This window comes from Acidithiobacillus sulfurivorans, assembly GCF_018853815.1.
Classification (GTDB): Bacteria; Pseudomonadota; Gammaproteobacteria; order Acidithiobacillales; family Acidithiobacillaceae; genus Acidithiobacillus; species Acidithiobacillus sulfurivorans.
In genome coordinates, this window is sequence record NZ_JAAOMP010000154.1 from 1 (window position 1) to 22727 (window position 22727).

The 22727-nt window shown below is 54.3% G+C and carries 21 protein-coding genes and 1 pseudogene; 9 read left to right on the forward strand and 13 right to left on the reverse strand.

The window, feature by feature from the left end:
* From HAP95_RS14220 to cysM, 3 genes and pseudogenes are all read right to left on the reverse strand, one after another.
* Positions 1–409 (reverse strand): annotated as a pseudogene (locus tag HAP95_RS14220) (DUF1318 domain-containing protein); the annotation flags it as partial.
* A 5-nt stretch (positions 410–414) separates the two neighbouring features.
* Positions 415–2487: a hypothetical protein gene (locus HAP95_RS14225; protein WP_215884818.1), complete on the reverse strand. Its 2073-nt coding sequence runs from the start codon at positions 2485–2487 to the stop codon at positions 415–417.
* Positions 2488–2493: 6 nt separating this feature from the next.
* On the reverse strand, positions 2494–3378 hold the full coding sequence (gene cysM / locus HAP95_RS14230; RefSeq protein ID WP_215884819.1) for a cysteine synthase CysM: 885 nt from the start codon (positions 3376–3378) through the stop codon (positions 2494–2496).
* Positions 3379–3475: 97 nt separating this feature from the next.
* On the opposite strand from cysM, the gene HAP95_RS14235 reads away from it, so the two are divergent.
* Both HAP95_RS14235 and pgl read left to right on the forward strand, forming a co-directional pair.
* Positions 3476–4171 carry a VIT1/CCC1 transporter family protein gene (locus tag HAP95_RS14235; RefSeq protein WP_215884820.1) on the forward strand — a complete coding sequence of 232 codons (696 nt, stop codon included), beginning with the start codon at positions 3476–3478 and terminating at the stop codon, positions 4169–4171.
* A 24-nt stretch (positions 4172–4195) separates the two neighbouring features.
* Positions 4196–4909, forward strand: coding sequence for a 6-phosphogluconolactonase (gene pgl / locus HAP95_RS14240; protein ID WP_215884821.1), 714 nt, complete (start codon positions 4196–4198; stop codon positions 4907–4909).
* A gap of 23 nt (positions 4910–4932) precedes the next feature.
* On the opposite strand, the gene HAP95_RS14245 is transcribed toward pgl, so the two are convergent.
* The 5 genes from HAP95_RS14245 to glgB form a co-directional block, all read right to left on the reverse strand.
* A complete protein-coding gene (locus HAP95_RS14245; RefSeq protein ID WP_215884822.1) occupies positions 4933–5268 on the reverse strand; it encodes a type II toxin-antitoxin system HicB family antitoxin in 336 nt (111 codons plus the stop codon).
* Complete coding sequence (locus tag HAP95_RS14250; RefSeq protein ID WP_215884823.1) at positions 5265–5519, reverse strand: type II toxin-antitoxin system HicA family toxin; 255 nt, start codon at positions 5517–5519, stop codon at positions 5265–5267. The genes HAP95_RS14245 and HAP95_RS14250 overlap by 4 nt, the downstream gene beginning before the upstream one ends.
* A gap of 165 nt (positions 5520–5684) precedes the next feature.
* The gene (locus tag HAP95_RS14255; RefSeq protein WP_215884824.1) at positions 5685–6614 is read right to left on the reverse strand and encodes an SPFH domain-containing protein; all 930 of its coding nucleotides are present in this window, start codon (positions 6612–6614) and stop codon (positions 5685–5687) included.
* Positions 6590–7051, reverse strand: a complete 462-nt coding sequence (locus HAP95_RS14260; protein ID WP_215884825.1) for an NfeD family protein — start codon at positions 7049–7051, stop codon at positions 6590–6592. Before HAP95_RS14260 ends, HAP95_RS14255 begins: the two co-directional genes overlap by 25 nt.
* Before the next feature lie 30 nt (positions 7052–7081).
* Positions 7082–9274, reverse strand: coding sequence for a 1,4-alpha-glucan branching protein GlgB (glgB, locus tag HAP95_RS14265; protein ID WP_215884826.1), 2193 nt, complete (start codon positions 9272–9274; stop codon positions 7082–7084).
* Positions 9275–9469: 195 nt separating this feature from the next.
* Between glgB and glgC the strand changes: the two genes are divergently transcribed.
* From glgC to murI, 5 genes are read left to right on the forward strand one after another with little or no spacing between them, the layout of a single operon-like run.
* Positions 9470–10777, forward strand: coding sequence for a glucose-1-phosphate adenylyltransferase (gene glgC / locus HAP95_RS14270; protein ID WP_215884827.1), 1308 nt, complete (start codon positions 9470–9472; stop codon positions 10775–10777).
* Between the two features lie 4 nt (positions 10778–10781).
* Complete coding sequence (locus HAP95_RS14275; protein WP_215884828.1) at positions 10782–12482, forward strand: glycoside hydrolase family 57 protein; 1701 nt, start codon at positions 10782–10784, stop codon at positions 12480–12482.
* A 3-nt stretch (positions 12483–12485) separates the two neighbouring features.
* On the forward strand, positions 12486–14513 hold the full coding sequence (locus HAP95_RS14280) for an alpha-amylase/4-alpha-glucanotransferase domain-containing protein (protein ID WP_215884829.1): 2028 nt from the start codon (positions 12486–12488) through the stop codon (positions 14511–14513).
* Positions 14506–15450: an ROK family protein gene (locus HAP95_RS14285; RefSeq protein WP_215884830.1), complete on the forward strand. Its 945-nt coding sequence runs from the start codon at positions 14506–14508 to the stop codon at positions 15448–15450. Before HAP95_RS14280 ends, HAP95_RS14285 begins: the two co-directional genes overlap by 8 nt.
* Positions 15451–15453: 3 nt before the next feature.
* Positions 15454–16239 (forward strand): glutamate racemase, encoded by a 786-nt coding sequence (gene murI, locus HAP95_RS14290; protein WP_215884831.1) that lies wholly within the window; start codon positions 15454–15456, stop codon positions 16237–16239.
* On the opposite strand, the gene HAP95_RS14295 is transcribed toward murI, so the two are convergent.
* Together HAP95_RS14295 and HAP95_RS14300 are read right to left on the reverse strand one after the other, a co-directional pair.
* Complete coding sequence (locus HAP95_RS14295; protein WP_215884832.1) at positions 16236–16568, reverse strand: hypothetical protein; 333 nt, start codon at positions 16566–16568, stop codon at positions 16236–16238. The two genes, murI and HAP95_RS14295, sit on opposite strands and share 4 nt — an antisense overlap.
* Positions 16569–16797: 229 nt before the next feature.
* Positions 16798–18126: a DUF445 domain-containing protein gene (locus HAP95_RS14300; RefSeq protein WP_215884833.1), complete on the reverse strand. Its 1329-nt coding sequence runs from the start codon at positions 18124–18126 to the stop codon at positions 16798–16800.
* A gap of 85 nt (positions 18127–18211) precedes the next feature.
* Here HAP95_RS14300 and HAP95_RS14305 point away from each other — a divergent pair, with 85 nt between their 5' ends.
* Positions 18212–18400 (forward strand): YqaE/Pmp3 family membrane protein, encoded by a 189-nt coding sequence (locus HAP95_RS14305; protein WP_215884834.1) that lies wholly within the window; start codon positions 18212–18214, stop codon positions 18398–18400.
* Positions 18401–18493: 93 nt separating this feature from the next.
* Here HAP95_RS14305 and HAP95_RS14310 read toward each other — a convergent pair whose 3' ends face one another.
* From HAP95_RS14310 to ssb, 3 genes are all read right to left on the reverse strand, one after another.
* Positions 18494–18835, reverse strand: a complete 342-nt coding sequence (locus HAP95_RS14310; protein ID WP_368356595.1) for a type II toxin-antitoxin system PemK/MazF family toxin — start codon at positions 18833–18835, stop codon at positions 18494–18496.
* A 35-nt stretch (positions 18836–18870) separates the two neighbouring features.
* A complete protein-coding gene (locus HAP95_RS14315) occupies positions 18871–19122 on the reverse strand; it encodes an AbrB/MazE/SpoVT family DNA-binding domain-containing protein (RefSeq protein WP_215884836.1) in 252 nt (83 codons plus the stop codon).
* A 188-nt stretch (positions 19123–19310) separates the two neighbouring features.
* On the reverse strand, positions 19311–19790 hold the full coding sequence (gene ssb, locus HAP95_RS14320) for a single-stranded DNA-binding protein (protein ID WP_215884837.1): 480 nt from the start codon (positions 19788–19790) through the stop codon (positions 19311–19313).
* 102 nt (positions 19791–19892) lie between these two features.
* Here ssb and uvrA point away from each other — a divergent pair, with 102 nt between their 5' ends.
* Positions 19893–22694: an excinuclease ABC subunit UvrA gene (gene uvrA / locus HAP95_RS14325; protein WP_215884838.1), complete on the forward strand. Its 2802-nt coding sequence runs from the start codon at positions 19893–19895 to the stop codon at positions 22692–22694.
* The last annotated feature ends 33 nt before the right edge of the window (positions 22695–22727 follow it).

The window sequence follows — 22727 nt, forward strand, 5'->3', positions numbered from 1 at the left end:
GCGCGGCAATGGATTCCAACTGGGCCCGTGCGGCCTGCACTCCGGGACTGGAAGCATTCAGATCGGCTCCAGCCTCGTCGGGTGTACTCAATGCCGAAAAGCTCGTCGCCAGAAGATAACCCGCCACATGCGCCGGTGTCAGACGCTCAAAAGCACTGGGGGCTGGTGCAGCTGCGGGCGCTGCAGGAGCCACCTGAGCAGGTGCTGAAAGAGTGGGCGCTGTAGGCGTCGAGACTGCGCCATGGGCTGCTGCCTTGTACACTTCACCCACCACCTGATCAGCAAGACGTTTGGCAGCGGCTGCCGGAAAATAAATATTCACCGTGACGCAAGCCGAAAGCCCCATCAGCATGCCCAGCACCAGCAGTGCCTGCCAGGTTCGGTTTTTCAGAAAAGCTTGCTTCATCATGCTGCCTATTCTCCTGTGTGCATCTGCGGGCCGGTTTCCATGGCCGTTTTCAGTCTTGCCAGCAACTCATCCCAACTCACCCGGCGATTGTACCCCACTATATCCACCCTGGGCAGTCCTTGTCCCTGCAAAATGACAAAACCACCATTTTCCGGATGGACTCCGGAAAGCTCTGCCACACCATTAGATAAATCAATACCCATCCCCAGATGACTGTAACTGAAGGTATTAAACATCCGCAAAAACATGCCCTGGAAGAAGCCGCTGATACCGTCTCCCCCGCCCAGCTTGGTAATACTCTGAACCGCCTGGTAACTGATTTTTTGGGGAACACCAGGAGTCTTTACGGTTTCAAAATGACCCTGAAAAGCTTCGGGAGACCAGTTCAACAAGTACAGATTGCGGAGATTTCCATCTAACACCCCGCTAATGTACCCAAAATGAAAAGCGTCCGTGAGCGGCTTCAATTGCAAGCCCTGAACGGACACGTTAGCCCGCAGCAACGGCATCACGCCCAGGAAATTCTGCACTTGCAAGTCACGTACCAACAGCTTGCCGCCAAAAATACCTGCACTTAACTCTCCACTGGTCTGTATTGTCCCGGCGTGATAAGTCAATCGCGGAATGGAAGCCTGAATCGTGCCGGTGAAGGGCGGCCAGTGCATAATCTGCGTCAGGGATTTCATACTCATCCCCTGCAAGTTACCCTGCATTGAAAAACCGGAATGGGGTCCCGTCCAATGACCGGAAAGCTCCTGAAAATGCAACACCCCACCCAGAAGGTGGAGATCCACCGGCTGTTGCAAGGCAAATCCTCCAGGATGCAACACCACGCGCACGGCAAGCGGACCCAAAGGAATATGGTATAAGGTGGCGCTTTGCCAGTTAAAAACCGCCTTTTCCACGGGTACATTGGCACCCCAGGCCCCATGACTGACAACACCGGCCAGGCTCATTTGTTGGGTAGAAAAATCACCGTGCTGCAAATCCCAATGCACAGAACACAAAGCCGGGTTTCCCGCCACCGAAAAATGCAAATGACCCGCTAGCAAAGCCTGCGCTGCAAAACTGCTGGCTGGTAATAACGGTTTAATCCAGGTCGTAAAAAGGGGGGCCAGGGCGACATCGGCATCCTGCAAATGCCAGTCCAGCTTACTCCCCTGAATGGGTTCACTGACGGCAAATTTTGCGGTTCCCAGATTCGGCCAATTTATCTGACCCCGCTCCAGATGCCAGTTTTTTGCCGACTGGCGCCAGCGACTCTGCATGACAACCGGTCGCGCCGGAGCCGCCCAATACCAGGGACTCCATAAAATGCCACCCTCGTCCCAACGCAGCTGAACGTGTCCCTGCCAATGTTTTTGCAGATGCCCATCACCCGACAATTGTGCGGCGACATTCTGGGCTGCCTGCAACCCATCGGGACTGCTGAACTGCCCTTTGTGCAGTTGCGCCCAGAAATGGACCGCAGAGATTTGTGACCAGCTAACACCAGAAGAATGCATCTGCCAACCGAGTTCTCCGCCACTTTGCCAGTTGGCCGGGAGCAGATGCAGGGCGGAAACCCAATCGGTCAAAACAACTTCTCCCTGGGTCTGTAATTGCCAGCGACCTGAAGCTGCACTGCGCGCAAGCAGGGTCAGCTTGCCCAATTTTGCCCCCTCCAGCTGGAAGTGCAGGCTGCCCAGCCCCCCGGAACGCAGCACCTGAAAACGTCCAGCACCTTGCAAAGCCCCCCAGGGACTTCCCGAAATCGCCAGATGCAAGGCTGAACACGACCAACCCTGCCGGGTCTGCAGGACGCAGTTACCCTGTATGGCTTGCCAGGGATGCTGTTTGCCAATCTGCAGGGTCCCGGCCAGAAATTGCAAACTGGCATTTTTCTGCGCATGCGTCCGCAGCATGACCTTCAGGTGCTGCGCTTGCCAGGAAGCACCCTGAACCCGTGCCGCTGTGATTTCCAGCGTCTGCGCCCATGCCGGACCGGACAGCAAAAATCCCGCACAAAAAAATATAAGCCAATGCCTGAGTCTGAACCCGGCGGTCATTGGCAGGCGCAAGGGGTTAAAATCCTGCATAAGCACTCAGGCCGGAAAAACGCCTGTACTCAGGTAGCGATCACCGCGATCACAGATAATCGCCACCAAAACCCCATACTCCAGGGTTTGGGCAACACGCAGCGCGGCAGCCACCGCGCCTCCAGAAGATATTCCGGCCAGCACGCCTTCATCACGCGCCAGACGCCGGGTCATGTCCTCAGCCTCCTCCTGGGTCACGTCTTCTATCTGACTGACCATCTCGCGATGATAGATTTTTGGCAAATAGGCTTCCGGCCAACGGCGAATACCAGGAATTTTGGCCCCTTCAGCGGGTTGCACGCCGACAATCTGAATGTCCGGAGAGACCGTCCGCAAGTAGCGGGAGGTACCCATGATCGTACCAGTGGTACCCATGGAGGATACAAAATGCGTGATACTGCCGCGTGTGTCCCGCCAGATTTCCGGACCCGTACTGAGATAATGGGCTTCCGGATTATCGGGATTGGAAAACTGGTCAAGCATGAAGCCTTCTCCAGCGGCCACCATTTGCCGGGCCAGATCAATAGAACCTTCAATGCTGCGTTCTGCTGGCGTCAAGATGACTTCGGCGCCATAGGCACGCATCACCTGACGCCGCTCGATGCTCATGTTTTCCGGCATAATCAGGGTCATCGGGATCTTTCGCACTGAAGCCGCCATAGCCAGGGCAATGCCGGTATTGCCGCTGGTGGGTTCAATCAATCGGGTGGAAGTCGTGATAGTGCTGCGCTCCAGAGCCCGCCGGATCATATTCATGGCCGGGCGATCCTTGACAGAACCTGCCGGATTATTCCCCTCCAGCTTGCCAAAAATACGGACACCCGCTCTGGGTGCCAAACTCCTGAATTCGCAAAGCGGGGTATTCCCCACCCAATCTTCCAATCCGCCCATATGCTTCTCCTTGCCTGAACATAGCGCCATCATAGACCCAAGCCATAAACCGGGGCTATCCTGAACCCTTTTTAAGGTCAAGATTGGAATCCTTGGAATGGAAAACAAGCACACAGAAAGTCACGCGAAAAACACGGGTTGGCTACGTGCCGGCGTGCTGGGTGCAAACGATGGTCTGCTGTCTACCGCAGGTCTGCTCAGTGGAGTCATTGCGGGTCAGGCCAATCATGATCAGATTCTGCTGGCCGGAGTCGCCGCCCTGTTATCCGGAGCGCTATCCATGGCGGCCGGTGAATATGTTTCCGTCAGCTCTCAGCGTGACAGCCAGAAAGCGCAACTGCGGCAGGAAGCCCATGAAATAAAACAAAACCCTGAACTGGAACAACTCGAACTTTGTCGAATTTATATGGACCGGGGCCTGGATGAAGCGCTGGCACGGCAAGTCTCTTTTCAATTGATGCAGCGTGATCCCCTTGAAGCGCATGCACGAGAAGAGCTGGGCCTGACTGAAGTCGCTGAAGCGCGCCCTGTTCAAGCGGCATTAGCCTCCGCTGTTTCCTTTGTGATCGGCGCGGTGCCGCCGGTTCTGGTCGGCGCTTTTGTCCCGCACGTCTCTGCGCTGCTTATGTTGTTTGTGAGCACGCTGATTCTTTTGGCCATACTGGGGGTCATATCTGCCAAACTGGGTGGGTCAAACCCTTTGAAAGGTGCCTTGAGAATCCTGTTTTGGGGCACGGTCGCCCTCGCCTTTACGGCACTGATCGGTCATCTTCTCGGTCAGGCCATCGGTTAGGACTATTTTTCGGAGGTATTCAGCATGCTGGAAGAAAACTCACTGCCAAGATGGCATATTTATCCCGACCAGGAACAGATCAGCACCCATCTTGCGGCGGCCATCACCCGCATGGCGGCTGAGGCCATCGCCCTGCGCGGTGCTTTTCATCTGGTGGTGGCGGGAGGCAACACGCCGCGTGCCACTTATGCCCTGCTACCGTCCATGGGCCGCAACTGGCAAAGCTGGCATATTTATCATGGCGATGAGCGCTGCCTGCCGCCCGAAGATCCCGAACGTAACAGCCTGATGCTTGCACAAACCTGGTTATCCCAGGTACCCATTCCAAGCGCCCAGATTCATACCATACCCGCCGAAACAGGAGCTAGTGAAGCGGCCCGCCGCTATGCAGCAATTCTGCCCGCACAACGCTTTGACTTGGTGCTTTTGGGTTTGGGGGAAGATGGACATACGGCCAGTTTGTTCCCCGGACATGACTGGGGACAGGAAAAAGGTAGCTCTCCCACCCTCAGTATTCTGGATGCTGCCAAGGCTCCCCCGCAGAGAGTCAGCCTCAGCGCCTGGCGGCTGCGCCATACACACGCCCTGTTTTTTCTGGCCTGCGGCTCAGGCAAACAGGATGCCATTGCTGCCTGGTTACGCGGCGAAAACATTCCTGCAGCGGTTGTTGGTCGTGGCGCAGATGTTTGGCTGGACAAGGCGGCGTGGCCGGAAAGTTTGAAGGCTCATGCGAGCTAACGTTTGAATTCACCATACACAATTCACCCCATGCGAACCTCACGGCTCAACGCTTCAATAGCCAACTGATTAAGGCTTTTGCCAACTGCCTGCGCCTTGATTAGGGCTGCGGCATGAAGCTCTGGCGGAACCCTGAGCAAAAGCTTACCGCTAACTGGCTTTTCAGGTGATTTACCAATTTTTTCACACGCCTCAAGGTAATCATCCACGGCCTCTTCAAATGCCGTGTGTAAATCAGCAACACTCTCGGCGTGAAAGCCAATAATGTCTTGTATGCCAAGCAACCTGCCAACTAGACTATTGTCGCGGTCATCGAAATCAATGCGGGCGGTGTAGCCCTTGTAAGTCAGTGTGTTCATGGTTTAACTCCGATAGCAGTTAAAAAATCGCGTGCTTGTTCCACTTGATACGGTTTAGCTTCCTTGGTGGGATGCGGGCGATGAAAAGCGGTAATTCTGCCATTAAATTCAAAACGTACACGAGAACCACGCCCTTCAATAACCCGGCAACCCAACGAGATGAATAGAGTTTCGATACGCACCCATTCGAGAGAAGCTGTAGTCGGTTTGGCAAAGATAGCTTGCAACGTTTTGGTGTGCTTGGCATTCATGTGGTACATGCTATCAAAAAACGATAGCAATAAAAACAAATTTGGCAGCACCTAACTACATGGATTGCTAAATTTATACAAGGAGTATTTTTCAGACTGCCGAATGTGTAGTTAAGGGATGCGCCGCTTTTGGTGCGCCCCTCTCGAACGCAATGTTAGGCGTGGTCAATCTGCAGCCGTTTTCTGGGACTGCTTAACCATGGAAAGCGCCGTACCCACCAGAGCGCCAATATTGCCGAGGTCGGAAGGAATCACCAGACTGGTACTGCTCTTGGCCAGATTCCCCCACTTTTCGATGTAGTCCTTGGCGAGTTGCATTTGCAGGGCTTCGTAGCCTCCAGGTTCACGAGCCGCCGAACCGATAACCCGGATGGCTTCGGCGGTAGCCTCGGCAACCAGTTGAATGGCCTTGGCTTCGCCTTCAGCACGCAATACTTCCGCCTGTTTGCGGCCATCTGCCACATTGATGTCCTGTTGCCGCTGACCTTCAGAAGTGTTGATTTGCTGCTGTCTTTGGCCTTCAGATTTGGCAATCAGGGCGCGCTTTTCTCGCTCTGCGGTAATTTGCAGCTCCATGGCGCGGATGATTTCCTGGGGTGGGGTGATATCCCGTATTTCGTAGCGGAGGACCTTGACGCCCCAGTTCAGGGCCGCTTCATCCACCGAAGATGCCACCGCCGTATTGAGCAGCTGCCGAGAAGACAGGGCTGCATCGAGATGCAGCTTACCGATTTCTGAACGCATGGTGGTTTGTGCCAACTGGATGACAGCAGTAAAGGGGTTGCTCGAACCATAAGCGGCCTTGACGGAATCCGTAATCTGCAAATAGAGAATCCCGTCTACCGTCATGGTGGTGTTATCAAAGGAAATACAGGCCTGCGCTGGCACTTCCATGGGTACTTCGCGCATATCAAAACGAAATGCGACACGGTCCAGAAAAGGAATAATAAAATTCAGGCCCGGTTCCAGAACGGCGTGAAATTTACCGAGTCTTTCAACCACCCAGGCGCGTTGCTGGGGAACCACCCGGATGGTGGTGCGTAAAATCAGAAAAGCCGCAACAATGACAATTAGGATGATGATGAGGGAGGACATAAAGACTCCTTGTCGGAGGGTTGCCGGGGTAGCACCCCTAAATGTAGCAGGTTATCGGTCTTGCCCACGATCACGGCGCGATCACCGGCACAAGGGGCCGGGCCATCATCTACCACCGCCATCCATTCGCTGCCCCGGTAACGCACCGTATAATGTTCATTCTGGTCAGGGCCGCGAATTACATCCACGCCCTGACCCAAATCAAAATCCGTCAATCCCTGGGCTTTCCCGGCGAGCCGGTGGCGCAGCCAAATTCCGGCAGGCAGCAACACCAGACAGAAGCCCAGAAACACCCAGTGCAAAACCGCGCCAGGCAGCACTAATCCGGTAATAGCAGTAAACAAGGCGGCCAAAGCCACCGCCGCCAGATAAAAAGTGCCGGTGAATAATTCGGATATTCCCGCTACGAAAGCGATAATGACATAAATATAAAGCATACTAATCACCCGTGCAGGGAGTCTTTCTCCTCAGTCCATTTGCAAAAACAGTGCTGCCAGGGGCGGTAGGGTCAACTCCAGTGAACAGGGTAATCCCATCCAGCTCCGCGCTTCGGCAAACAGCGGAAGGTTACCCACATTACTGCCCTGATATGCTGCTGCATCACTATTGAAAATTTCCCGGTAACGTCCGGACTCTGGAACGCCGATACGATAATTTTTGCGCAGTACCGGGGTAAAATTGAACACTGCCAGAATAAAAGCACCATGGCGATCGCGGCGCAGAAAACTGAGCACAGACTGATCTGCGTCATAGCAATCCACCCAGGCAAATCCCTCCGAGGCAAAATCCAGGTCATAAAAAGCTGGCAGGTCGCGGTACAGGTGCCCAAGATCCCGGCTTAGCCATTGTATTCCCTGATGCCAGGGCGTTTGCAGCAAATCCCAGTCCAGGGCTTTTCCACAATTCCACTCCGTTCCCTGAGCAAATTCATTGCCCATGAAATTCAGTTTTTTACCCGGATGAGCACACTGATAACTGAGCAGCAGGCGTAAATTGGCAAAGCGCTGCCAGGTGTCGCCGGGCATTTTATCCAGTAAAGAGTGTTTTCCATGCACCACCTCGTCATGAGAGAGGGGCAGTACAAAATTTTCAGCGTAAGCATATAACTGGCTGAAGGTCAGATCATTCTGATGAAAGCGCCGATAGACCGGGTCCTGCTGCATGTAGGACAGGGTGTCATTCATCCAGCCCATATTCCATTTCATGGAAAAACCCAGCCCGCCCACATAGGTGGGGCGGGAGACCATGGGCCAGGAGGTCGATTCTTCGGCAATAGTCAAAATACCCGGATAGCGCTCATTGAGAACCACATTCATTTCCCGCAGAAAATCAATGGCTTCAAGATTCTCCCTGCCACCATACTGGTTGGGAATCCATTCCCCCTCGTTCCGGGAATAATCCCGATAGAGCAGGGAAGCCACCGCATCCACCCGCAAACCATCAATATGAAAACTGTCTGCCCAATAGCAGGCATTAGCCAACAGAAAATTGCGGACTTCGTTGCGGCCAAAATTGAAAATATACGTCCCCCAGTCACGGTGTTCACCTTCACGGGGATCTGCATATTCATATAAAGCGGTGCCATCAAAACGTGCCAGTCCCCAGTCATCCTTGGGGAAATGTCCCGGCACCCAATCCAGCAGCACCCCAATACCGGCCTGATGAAAAGCATCTACAAAGGCCCGAAAGTCATCCGGGTTCCCGAAACGGCTGGTCGGCGCATAGTAACCGCTGACCTGATAACCCCAGGATTCGTCCAGAGGATGCTCCATTACCGGCATCAGTTCGATATGGGTGTAACCCATGTCCAGCACATAGCGCAACAGACGTTCGGCAAGCTCGCCATAGCTCAGAAAGTCCCCTTTATCGTCGCGCTGCCAGGATCCTAAATGAAGCTCGTAAATATTCATGGGGGCATGCTGCCAGTCGGCCTGCGTCCGCGCGGTCATCCAGTCCTGATCCTTCCAGACATGCTGACTATCCACGACCCGGGCTGCAGTACTTGGTCGTCTTTCAAAAGCATTGGCATAGGGATCGGTTTTCACAAAAACCACGCCGGAATCCCGGTGACGGAGTTCAAACTTGTAGATTTCGCCCAATTCCAGCCCAGGAATGAACAATTCCCAGAGGCCACTCATCCCCCGTACCCGCATCGGGTGATAACGGCCATCCCAGTGATTAAAATCGCCCACCACACTGACCCGCTCTGCATTAGGTGCCCAAACGGCAAACAACACCCCTTCGACACCTTCATGATAACGACGATGGGCGCCCAGATGTCGATAGGCTTCATATAATCTGCCTTCACTGAACAAATAAACTTCCAGATCGCCCAGTACCGGACTGAACACATAGGGATCATAAGCTTCGTGCGTGCCCAGGGAATCCTGCCAGCGGTAACGATAGGGGGTGGGCAGGATTTCTCCGTTATGGATAAAAATCCCGTCGGAATGCTGCATGGTCATTACCACCCATCCCTGCGGGGTTTGCAGTTCTACCTGAGCGGCTCCAGGCAGAAAAACGCGCTGTATAGCTTGATTGTCGTTACCGATCCGGTGCTGCCCCAACCAGGCGAAGGGATCGTGATGACGGGCCTCGCGAATGGCTATTTCATCATGATTCCAATCTTCGCCATGATTTTTTTTTGATAATTTCGTCACCACAATCTCCTTTTCATCATTGTGATTGAGGAGCCACTCCCACTAAGAGCATAACACATCGTCGGAAAAGACCATTGTTCCCTCTGAGTGCTTGCCGACATCCTCCAAGTTCAGTACCTTTAAACCGAAAGCACGGAGGAATCCTGTCTATACTCCAAGTCAGGTGTAATACCAGTGCCCGACAAGGAGAAGAGCATGTCCGATGAAAACCAGAGTGGCCCCAGCAATTCCCCGCGCTTTGTCAGTAACCTTACCAAAAACACCCTCGCCCTGGTCCTGGCTGGCGGTCGTGGTAGTCGCCTCGGACCATTGACCGACTGGCGCGCCAAGCCTGCCGTGCCTTTCGGGGGCAAATTCCGCATCATTGATTTTTGTTTATCCAACTGCATGAACTCCGGCATTCGCCGTATTGGTGTGCTGACCCAGTACAAATCTCACAGCTTGATTCGTCACATTCAGCTGGGCTGGGGATTCCTGAGAGGCGAGTTCAGCGAGTTTATTGAAATCCTTCCTGCCCAACAGCGCATGAATACCGGCTGGTACAAGGGTACCGCTGACGCGATTTTTCAGAATATCGATATTTTACGTGCCCACCGGCCGCGTTATGTGATTGTTCTCGCTGGCGACCATATTTACAAAATGGACTACGGCCAGATGCTCGCCGAGCATGTGCAAAGTCAGGCAGACATGAGCGTCGCCTGCATTGAGGTCCCCCTGGAAGAAGCCAAGGGTTTTGGTGTCATGACCGTCAACCACGAAGATCGGGTAACCGGTTTCACCGAAAAACCCAGCGACCCCACACCAACCCCCAACAACCCCGATCGTGCGCTTGCGAGCATGGGTATTTATGTTTTCAATACCGATTTTCTGTATGAACAGCTTATCCGCGATGCGGACAGTCGCGATTCCAGCCATGATTTTGGCAACGATCTGATCCCCTACATGGTGTCACGCTATCGGGTCATGGCTCACCGCTTCCGTAACAGCTGTATTTCCAGCAATGAAGGCAAGGCCAGTCGTTGCTACTGGCGGGATGTCGGTACGGTTGACGCCTACTGGTCTGCCAACATTGATCTGGTGCATGTGACTCCGGATCTGGATTTATACGACAGCCGCTGGCCCATCTGGACGTATCAGGAACAACTCCCTCCTGCCAAATTTGTCTTTGACGACGAAGGAAGGCGCGGCATGGCACTGGACAGTATTGTCTCGGGAGGTTGTATCATCAGTGGGGCTACGGTCCGTCGTTCCTTGCTGTTTTCCAATGTCCGGGTTAATGATGGCCACACCCTCATCGAAGATTCGGTGATTTTGCCCAATGTGCGCATGGGTGAAGGGGCTCGCCTGCGTAAAGTCGTCGTCGACAAGGGCACTATCATCCCTGATGGTTTGGTGGTGGGCGAAGATCCTGCCGAAGATGCCCGCCGTTTTTATCGGACGCCCAATGGCGTCACCCTGATTACTCCGGAGTTACTAGGCCAGCAACTACATTTTGTGAGGTGACCTTATGCCCCCCGCACGCGCACTTCATGTCATTTTCTGCTGGCATATGCACCAGCCCGATTATCGCAATGCTAATGGACAGTACGCATTGCCCTGGACGTACCTGCATGCCTGTAAGGATTATGCAGACATGATCGCCCATTATGAGGAAAACCCTCTGGCTCGGGGCGTATTCAATTGCGTGCCGATTCTCGTTGAGCAGATTGAAGATTACACCAGTCAGTTTGAAAGCGGGCATTTTCGCGACCCTCTACTCATCGCCCTGGCCAGCCCTGATCTAAAAACCCTGAACAATGAGCAACGTCATCACCTCATGGAGCAGTGCTTTCGTCTGGATCCGGAACATATGCTGAATCCCTTTCCCGGATACCGCCGACTGCATGAAATATATACCATCATGCACAGTGATCCGGCTGAACTTTCTGACTATTTGTCCATTCAGTTTCTGGCCGATCTGCTGGTCTGGTATCACCTGGCCTGGACCGGTGAAACCGTGCGGCGTGGCAGCCCACTCATCCAGAAACTAATGGCTAAAGGACGCGGTTTCAGTCCTGAAGACCGTCGGGATTTGCTCCATTTTCTCGGCGAACTGATCGGCGGACTGATTCCCCGTTACCGCGCCCTGGCAGAAGCAGGACGTATCGAAATATCCACCACCCCCTACTACCACCCCATTGGTCCCCTGATGCTGGACTTTGCCGCCGCCCGGGAAGCCGTCCCCGATGCGCCATTGCCCGAATCCCCTGAGTACCCCGGCGGCGCGGAGCGCGTCCGTTGGCACATTGAACGCGCCCAGACTTATCATCCGCAACGTTTCGGCATTGCCGCCCAGGGCATGTGGCCAGCAGAGGGTGGCGTTTCCGCAGCCTTCGTCAAAATGCTGGGTGAAGCCCAGGTGGCCTGGACAGCTTCGGGAGAAGGCGTACTCACGCATAGCCTGCTGCGCGGCGATGACGACTCTGCACCGCGCGGTCGGGCCGAATATTTATACAAGGCTTATCGTCTTGAAAATCAGGGACCGGCGTTGTTTTTTCGGGATGACGCTCTCTCTGACACCATCGGTTTTGACTATAAAACCTGGTTTGGCCACGATGCAGTCATCGATTTCGTGCATAAGCTCGAAGCCATCTGGCGCCAGACGGAAGATCAGGATCATCCCGTCGTCAGCATCATTCTTGATGGAGAAAACGCCTGGGAATATTACCCCTACAATGGCTACTATTTTCTTTCCGAGCTTTATCGATCGCTTTCCAATCATCCCCATATCAAAATGTGCACCTTCAGCGACTATGTTCAGGACCATCCGGAAGCCATCAACAGCATTCCGGATCTTGCGGCCGGGAGTTGGGTCTATGGCAATTTCAGCACCTGGATTGGCGATGGGGCCAAAAACCGGGCCTGGGATATGCTCTGCACCGCCAAGCAGGATGTTGACCGGCATTTTGCCGGGCTCACCCCCGAACTACAGGAAGAAATCACTGAACAATTAGGTCGCTGCGAGGGCTCGGACTGGTTCTGGTGGTTCGGGGATTACAATCCTGCCGATTCGGTCAGGGATTTTGATCACCTGTTCAGGATGAACCTGCGCAAGCTTTATCACCTGATGCAAATTTCTCCTCCAGAAACCCTCAACGAACCCATCAGTCATGGTGGGGGACCCGCCGAATCTGGAGGTACCATGCGCCGCACCCATATGGAAGGATAAGCAATGACCCACAGCACCCCCCTCCTCCTGGGCGTCCACGCCCATCAGCCGGTTGGTAATTTTCCGCAGGTGATTGATGACGCCGTACTGCGCTGTTATCACCCCTTTCTCGAAGCCATGCATCGCTTTCCTGAATTTCCCTTTGCCATTCATATCAGTGGCTGGTTACTCCAATACATGGTGCAACAGCACCCCAAAACCATAAAACTGCTGCAGGAAATGGTCACCCGCCAGCAGGCGGAGCTGGTGGGCGCCGGTGACACCGAACCGGTGCTGGCGGCTATTCCTCATGCCGATCGCATCACCCAACTGGAAGCCCTGGCCGACCGACTGGACAAAAATTTCGGACAGCGCCCGGTGGGTGCCTGGCTGACCGAGCGCGTTTGGGATCCCAGCGTGGTTCCCGCCCTGCAAGAGGCGGGAATTCAATATGTGATGGTAGATGATTATCACTTTCTCTGCGCGGGGGCTTCTACCGACCAACTCGGCAGCTTTCATCGCACCGAAGAAAATGGCCAGGCTATAGATGTTTTCCCCATTTCCGAAGCCTTGCGTTATCGCCTGCCCTTCTCGGAGGCCGCTGCCGCAGTTACTTATATCGAAGAAATATCCGCGCATAATCCGGGTAGCGCCGGGATTTATTTTGATGACATCGAAAAATTTGGTGTCTGGCCGGAGACTTATAGTTGGGTTTATGAAAAAGGCTGGCTTGAACAGTTTCTGCAAGGCGTCCTGAATTCTCCACATATTCAACCCATGCGTTTCAAGGATTATCTGCACCAGCATCGGCCCCAGGGTATAATTTATCTGCCTACGGTGTCCTACAGTGAAATGAACGAATGGACACTGGCCCCGGATGCTGCTCGCAACTACGCGGCTTTTCTGGAACAGGAAAAGGCTGCGGGCCGCCTGGATCTACGCAAGCCACTCATCCGTGGCGGGATATGGAAAAACTTTCTGACCCGTTATCCCGAGTCCAACTGGATGCAAAAACGCATGCTGCAATTATCCCGGCGCTTTCATGCTTTGCCCAAGCGTCAGCAAAGCAAGCAGATGCGTGCGGATTTACATGAAACCCAAGCCAATGATGCTTACTGGCACGGGCTGTTTGGCGGCATTTATCTGCCGCACCTACGCCGGGCGGTGTACCATGCCATGGTTCGACTGGAAGCGCAGCTCGATAAAATCCAGGCACGTCCAGGTTTGCAATTCATTGACGTGGATATGGATGGTCATGAAGAGCTGTATTATCACAATGACCATCAACAGCTTATCATTCGCCCGATGCCCGCCGCCGCCGTAGCCGAGTGGGATTGTTACAAACTTCATCACAATCTTGGAGATACACTGGCACGGCGCGACGAGGCCTACTACGACAAAATCCGTCACGGGGCAGTGGATCATGCGGCTCCCAGTGAAGGTATTGCTTCCGCCCATGACCGCATCAGCTTCAAAACAGAAATTACGGCAGAAGATCTGCTTGCCGACACCACCCCCTGCCACAGTTTTCAGGAGTGGCTGGATAATGTCGCAGTCACGTATCCGGAAAGCAGCATCGTTCAAGATGCTCCCCATTTTACGGGCGGTGTCGCTGACAGCTGGGCGGTCAGTAAAGCCTATAGCCTCACCCATAAAGGACTGATGGTGCATTTTCGGATAGAATCACCAGCATCCCAACAAAATGCGGAGTCTCACCATTTTCAGAGTCGGCTATTTCTGGCCATGCCCAGTTGTGATGGGCCGGCGGGACAGTTTTTTGCGGATGGGCAATCCCAGGGTGGCTTCGGACTTCCCATCCAGGGTGAAAAAACCCAGCAAATTGTGCTGGAAGATGCCGTTATGGGCGGTAAAATCATCCTCCATTGCAATCCGCCGGTGCGCTGGGAGGCTGCGCCCCATATGACCGTTTCCCAATCCGAAGCGGGCTTTGAAAAAATCATGCAGGCCCTGCAACTGGATTTTTACTGGGACCTGACGGCTGGCAAGGCGCAACATATTGAGATACTGACGGAGATCATCGCCTATGACTGAGAAACTGACTATAGGTATTGATGTCGGTGGCACCAATTTACGTTTTGGGGTTTTCCGGGGCAATGATTGTCTGGACAGTATTCGCCATGAAGTAGATCTGCACGCTAAATGCGCTGCGGCAGCCGATTCAGAAAGCGCCGCCCGGTTGTTTACGGATTTGCTTGAAGCAGGCATCGCCCAGCTCCGCCATCAATATCCGGAAATTGTTCGAGTCGGGGTGGCCGTGCCCGGTTTTGTGAATGCCAAAGGTGTGTTGCTGCAATCGCCCAACATTCCGCTACTGATTAATTTTGATTTGCAAGGCGCCGTTCAGAACGCCTGTCAATTACCCGTACTCATCGAAAATGATGCTAATGCTGCCGGATATGGCGAATTCTGGGAAGAAAAACAGGAAAATCCCGAATTGCGCGATCTCTTGTATATCGGCCTGGGTACCGGCGTCGGTGGTGGATGGGTCCATGACGACCGCCCCTGGCGCGGTGAACATGGAACCGCCATGGAAATAGGACACCTCATTGTTGTCCCCGGCGGAAGACGCTGCGGCTGTGGTAATCAGGGGTGCCTGGAACAATATGCCTCGGCACGCGGAATCCAATCCAGTTACGTGGAACTGACCGGCACGGCACCCGATACCGCTGTTATTGCCCAGATGGCCTGCGATGGACGCCCCGAAGCCAGTCAAACCTTTCAGATGGCCGGTGATTATCTGGGACAAGCCCTGGCCAGCATTTTGAAGGTTGCCGATGTCCGGGTCATTCGGGTGGGTGGTGGGGTCAGTGCGGCCTGGGATTGTTTTGCGCCAGCCTTATTGCAACGTTTGGACGCTGACTTGATTCCCGCGCTGCGCGGCGAGGTGGAAGTCAAACGCGGCAATCATGATGATCTCGCCGGAATGCGCGGGGTCGCCTTGCTGGCCGATCAGGAACTCAGCCAATAACTGATGCGTATCGGAGTTTTTGATTCCGGACTGGGTGGTCTCAGCACCCTGCTCTCCTGCCTGCGTTATTTGCCGAATGCCCATTTTCTGTTTTATGGCGATAGCGCCCATAGTCCTTATGGCGATAAAACCGCCAGCGAAGTACAACAATGGACTGAAGATGCTTATGCCTGGTTTGTCCGGCAAGGCGTAGATGCTGTGGTTCTGGCTTGCAACACGGCTACCAGTGCGGCAGCCATACCTCTGCGGGAATATGCGGACGTGCCCATCATCGGTATTGAACCCGCCATCAAAAAAGCGCTGGTGCTTTATCCCGAAGGCAGTATTCTCCTGCTGGCCACAGCCATGACCGTCACGGGTGAAAAACTGCATAAGCTCTTGACGCAATTACCAAATGCCGCAGAACGCGTGCAGCCTCTTGCTTGCCCTGGTCTGGCAGAACGTATTGAATCCCAGAGCAACAACTGGCAGCAGCAAGTCCAGGAGTATCTGCACGATCATGTTCTGCCTTTTTACTCGACAGAAACCCAAGTCATTGTGCTGGGCTGCACCCATTACTGCTGGATTAGCAACTGGGTGTCAGAACTGACCGGACGGAATATTCCCACCCTGGATGGAAATGATGGCGTGGCGCGGCAATTATGTCGCAGGCTCGACATACAGAGCCTCCCGGACACGCCACCGGATTTGCCCGTTGAAGCATCCATTGATTTTTATTTTACCGCCGCCGCCGCTGATAAGACGCAAATTGCCCGTCGCCTGCTGCGCGCTCACGGTGTCAAAACTTAGTCCATCTGAACCCCATGATCCGTCAACTTCACGCCATATTTTTTGGCCTGAGCCTCGCCCTGGGCGTAAGCAAGATTAGCCAGCTCCTCGGCATGCTTGGCCTTGACCACGGCTTCATCATATTTACCGGCTTTGTCTGCAGCTTGGGCTTCCTTATAAATTTTCGGGGTGGAAAGCCACAAATAATGCACGGCTGAAGTTTTTGCCATGGCCGTCTTGGCCGCCGCCAGCGCATGTTGCGCGTCTGTAGCGGTAACCGTCGCCGCCGTCGCAAAACCCGCCATCATCAGGGTGCCTACTGCCATCACACTCATCAATACACGCTTCATAAATGCACCTCCCTCCACAAACCTTGTTCAGAATGAAACAACCGACCGGACATTACTCCAGTCCACAATCCAGCAAAATTTGTTCCTTCTTTGTAAGCATCTGAAAAAATGGATCCCTCAGCATCAATCCAACACTCTGCTCATGTTGAAATGGCCAATTTGGGCCAGAAGATCCAATGCCCATGCGGGCCATACCGGACCATTTCCAATGATTCCATCGGCAGCGACTCTAAATGAGCAGGGGCACAGCCAGCGCCAGGGCATGAATGATGACTCCCACCAGACCGCCGACCAGGGTTCCGTTCACCCGAATATATTGCAGATCGGTCCCCACCCCTTCTTCCAGCAAACGGATCATGTCTTTTTCGGGCCAATCCTGAATGGTTTTTTCAATATGCTGCGCCAAACCATCGCGCATGGCCGGGGCCAAACGGCGGGCGCTGTTTTCCAGATAATCATTAATGGCTTCCCGCAAGACTGCCTGCTCCGCCAAAAATGTCCCCAACTGCCCGGCCAACACCTGAATCTGGCCCTGCAAACGGGAATCGGGGCTGCACAAATCTTTGTCCAGCCAGGCTCGCAGGTCGCGCAACAAACCATCTGCATATTCCTGCACTGCCGGATGGGAAATCAGACCATTTTGCCAACGCCGGATACGTTCCTGAAACCGGGCGTCTGTCCGCAACCGCACAATCGCATCGGCCATCCAGCGATCAAAAGCCAGACGGCGCGGATGCTCGGGATCGTCCTCGATTTCCTGCAAAAGTTGATGCGCGGCCTTTACCAGATTTCGCGCGAGATTATCACTCAGAGTGGCAGGGTCCATGAGCGTGCTCATCCAGGAAAACAAGGTGGGATAGGCGCGTTTCAGAATGGCCGCTATTTGCTCGGCCAGCAGGCCCTGCGTTTCTTCCCCATCCAGCCACTCGCGCAGGCGCTGAATACCATCTTCCAGCAGGGCCTGATGACGGTGGTCTTCCGTCAGTAATGCCAGAATATTTCCCATCCAGCGCGCCCCGTCCACGCGCTGAAGCTGGCGACCCAGCGCGGTTCTCAGGGCGACACGCAATTCCTGATCGTCACTCAGCGCCAGGGCTTTTTGCAGCAACGTCGTCAATTGCCTGGCCAGCAGATGACTGCTTTCCGGTTGTATCAACCACTGCGCCAGCCAGGTGGCAGGATCGGCGCGGCGCAACAAGCGGACAATGGCTTCGCTTTCCAGAAAATGATCACGAATGAACGTAGCCAGACGCTTCGCCAGACGCGCCTTGTTTCTCGGCAAAATGGCCGTATGGGGAATGGGCAGCCCAAGCGGATGACGAAACAGGGCCACCACCGCAAACCAGTCCGCCAGCCCGCCCACCATGGCGGCCTCGGAAAACGCCCCGGTCCAGGCCCAGAGGCCCAAAAATCCCTGACTGGCCGAAAACAAGAACAACAGCAGCGCCAACAGTAGCAAAACCAAAGCCCAGCGACGCATCGCCTGCAATTTTTGCAGGCGTTCTCCTGGCCGAGGATTCAGAAGTGCTTTTGGGGGTTCATTATTATCGGCAATCATGTGAGCGAGTTTAGCACGGAGACTTGCACTCTGTAGAAATCGCCATTTAATATGCAAACATAATTATTGGCAGGGAGTATGGATCATGCGTCTTGTTCTGGCGATTTTTTTACCTTTTCTGGTGTTTTTCACCATTGGCCGGCCCCTCGCAGGCATCATCTGCCTGCTTCTGCAAATCACCGTGCTGGGCTGGATACCGGCGGCTATCTGGGCAGTTTACGCCCTGAGCCAGTACAAGACCGATCAGAAAATCCAGAAAGTGCTGGGACGTTAACAAAACGGTCTACAGACTTATAGAAACAACGGCGTTGCTAAAGCAACGCCAAAGTAGAGATAAGAACTCGTTACTCAGTTCGCACTGAAATCATTACAGTGCCGCGCCGATTTCAATGATCTGATTGAGAACATGACAGACTTGCCTGAACAGGGCATCGGGCAGGTGGCCCTGGGGATGAGGTGCAGCCTTTCGAATACGCCAGTCGAAGGATTTCGGTTGGTGGCAAAGAACATAACTTGTTTTGCCCGTTTTGCGCCCAGAGGCCCCACCCACCGCCAAAGCAAACGGATTGCCCGCATTATAATCAGCCGTGGTCATCGGTAGGCCAATCACCAGGGAAGTGCGATCGTTAAACGCTTTTGGAGACAATACCAGAAAGGGATGACGGTCGCGCATCTCCCTGCCAGCATGGGGACTACAGTCAATCCACACGATTTCCTGCCGATCCGGAACCCATTTATCGGGTATTACCAAGATTCGGCACCAACGGGTTCAGTGACCATAGCTTCGCCACCATGTAAGGCAGGATCAAAAAGTTGAAGCCGTTCATCCAGCGTCAAATCAGCGCTTGTTCGGATCGGTTCCACAATAACCCGGCCATGCTCAACGGTCAGCATCACTTCCTGGTCCGCATGGAGTTTGGCTTCATGGGCGATGGCGGCGGGCAATCGGACACCCAGGTTGTTTCCCCACTTCTTGATAACCAGACACGCACCCATGACTTAACTCCTTTTAACCAATCCACGTTTATACTTAAGTATAAACGTGTGACTACTGGTCAGCAACATGGGACGCGCGCAGATCTGCATGCCGGGTTGGCATTGTGTAGCCCGCTTCGCGCACAAAAAAATCCCAGCAGGCACAACGCCTGCTGGGATTATCTTTACAAATCTACACAAGTTGCGGGTCAGAAAGGAATATCGTCATCAAAATCTTCCATCGGCGGAGGTGGAGTATCCTGTTTGCGCCCACTGCTAGCCGGAGCTGAAGAAGCACCCGTCGAATGACCGCCGCCATGATCTTCTTCGTCAAAACTGGCTGCACTACCACCGCCCCCGCGTGGGCCCACCAATTGCAGGCGATCACCGATGATTTCGGTGGTGTAGCGCTCCTGACCTTCCTTGTCGGTCCACTTGCGGGTCTGCAATCGGCCTTCCACATAAGCCATACTACCCTTGCGCAGGTATTCGCCGGCAATTTCGGCGGTACGTCCAAAGAGCACAATACGATGCCATTCGGTGCGTTCCTGTTTGTTCCCTTCGCGATCCTTGAAATTTTCAGAGGTGGCAATACTGAAATTGGCGATAGCAGCACCACTGGGCTGATAGCGCATCTCCGGGTCCCGGCCCAGATGTCCTAATACTATGACCTTGTTCACTCCCGCCATTGTCAGATCTCCTTGAGTACAAGGGGACGGCCGTCCCCGAAAGCTCTATACTAACCCATCCAGAGAAAAACTCATTCCTGAACCCAAAAAGGCTACGGCTACATGGAACATATCCAGATCCGGGGCGCACGTACCCATAATCTCAAAAACATCTCATTGACCCTGCCCCGGGACCGCCTCATTGTCATCACCGGTTTATCCGGTTCGGGCAAATCCTCACTGGCTTTTGACACGCTCTATGCCGAAGGTCAGCGCCGCTATGTGGAGAGTCTTTCGGCCTATGCGCGGCAGTTTCTGTCGCTGATGGGCAAGCCTGATGTGGATGCCATTGAAGGGCTATCGCCCGCCATTTCCATTGAGCAGAAATCCACTTCCCATAATCCCCGCTCTACCGTCGGTACCATCACGGAAATCCATGACTATCTGCGTCTGCTGTATGCGCGAACCGGCACGCCCTGGTGTTGCGGAGCACCCATTCAGAGCCAGACCATCAGCCAGATGGTGGATCAATTACTGGCCCTGCCTGAAGGCGAAAAACTGATGATTCTCGCCCCCATGGTGCGTGATCGGAAAGGTGGTCATGAAGAGGTGATCAGCGCGCTGCGGGCCAGGGGCCTGATTCGTGCCCGGGTAGATGGGGACATGCTCGAACTGGATGAAATTCCGACCCTGGACAAAAAACGCAAACATCGCGTTGAGGCCGTCGTTGATCGTCTGGTGTTGCGTGCGGACAGTGGGCCGCGTCTGGCGGAATCCCTGGAAACCGCCCTGAGCCTCGCCGATGACCAGGCCATTGCCGTGTTGATGGGGCCTCAACATCAGGAAGAACGCCTATTCTCTGCCCATCATGCCTGTCCCGCTTGTGGACGTTCTTTTCCGGCCCTCGAACCTCGGCTGTTTTCTTTCAACAATCCGGCGGGGGCCTGCCCACGTTGTGATGGTTTGGGAGAAATTACCTTTTTTGATCCGGACCTGATCATTCCTGATCCGGGTGCCAGCCTCAGCGCAGGGGCCATCGCCGCCTGGACCAAGCGCCACAAGGAACATTACACCCCCTTGTTAAAGGCGCTGGCCGCTCATTTTCATTTTTCCCTGGAGTCTTCCTGGGAAGATCTGCCTTTTGAGGTTCGTGAGCAAATTCTGCACGGTTCAGACGAACGCATCACCGTGCAGCAAGGTTCACGAACGCATCAGATTCATTTTGAGGGGGTTATTCCCGGGCTGGAACGGCGCCTACGCGAATCCCAGTCCAATTTGGCGCGGGAAGAAATCATGCGTTACATGGGCCGCCTGCGCTGTCCGGCCTGTCACGGCAGCCGTCTACGTGAAGAAGCCCGTATGGTCAAAGTGGGGGCTCTGGCCCTTCAGGATGTGTCAGCGCTGCCCATTCGCGAATCCCTGCAACACTTTGAGCATTTGCAACTGGAGGGCCAGGAAGCCATCATCGCCGAGAGAATCCTGAAGGAAATCAGTAGCCGCCTGAAGTTTCTGGTAGATGTGGGTCTTGCCTATCTGAGCCTGGATCGTTCCGCAGAAACCCTTTCCGGTGGCGAAGCCCAGCGCATTCGCCTGGCCTCCCAGATTGGTGCCGGTCTGGTGGGGGTCATGTATGTGCTGGATGAACCCTCCATCGGCTTGCACCAGCGTGACAATGATCGTTTGATCGGCACCCTCAAACATCTACGCGATCTGGGGAATACCGTCATTGTTGTAGAGCATGACGAAGATGCCATTCGCGCTGCGGATCATGTGGTGGATATGGGCCCCGGCGCCGGTACCCACGGGGGTGAAGTCATCGCTCAGGGTACTCCCGAAGAGATTCGCGCCAATCCGGACTCCCTCACCGGCCGTTACCTGACGGGTGATTTGTGCATTGCCATTCCCGAACGCCGCCGTCACGACCAGCAACGCTGGCTGGAAGTCATCGGCGCGACAGGCAACAACCTGCAATCAGTCGATGCAAGAATTCCCATCGGCCTGTTTACCTGCATCACCGGCGTCAGCGGATCGGGCAAATCTACACTGATCAATGACACTTTGTATCCCGCCTGCGCGCGGGTCTTGATGGGCAGCACGCTGAGCCCGGCTACGCACCAGCAACTGCGTGGCCTGGAAGCCCTGGACAAGGTCATAGCCATTGATCAAAGCCCTATCGGCCGTACCCCCCGGAGCAATCCGGCCACCTATACCGGACTATTCACCCCGATTCGCGAGCTTTTTGCCGCCACCAGCGAGGCCCGGGCCAGAGGTTACAATCCGGGGCGCTTCAGTTTTAACGTCAAGGGAGGCCGTTGTGAAGCTTGTGAGGGCGACGGCGTTATTCGTGTAGAAATGCATTTTCTGCCGGACATTTACGTATCCTGTGATGTTTGTGCCGGAAAACGCTACAAGCGGGAAACTCTGGATGTACATTACAAGGGCAAAAATATTCACGAAATTCTCGAAATGACTGTGGAAGATGCCCGACAGTTTTTTGATCCGGTACCGGCCATTGCCCGTAAATTGCAAACACTGCTGGATGTGGGGTTGGGTTATCTGCGCCTGGGCCAGTCCGCCACCACACTTTCCGGTGGCGAAGCCCAGCGGGTAAAACTCTCTCGGGAATTATCCCGACGGGATACCGGACGCACCCTATACATTCTCGATGAACCTACCACTGGTCTGCATTTTCATGATATTGCCCTGCTCCTGGTGGTCCTGCAGAAGCTCGCCGATGCGGGCAATACCATTGTGGTCATTGAACATAATCTGGATGTCATCAAAACCGCCGACTGGATTATCGACCTGGGTCCCGAGGGTGGCTCCGGAGGCGGGCAAATCATCGCCACCGGCAGCCCTGACGAAGTCGCCCGCAATCCGGTTTCACACACCGGTCACTATCTGGCGCGACATTTATCCCGATAAATTGCACAATAGTCCCGTAAACATGACCTGGAG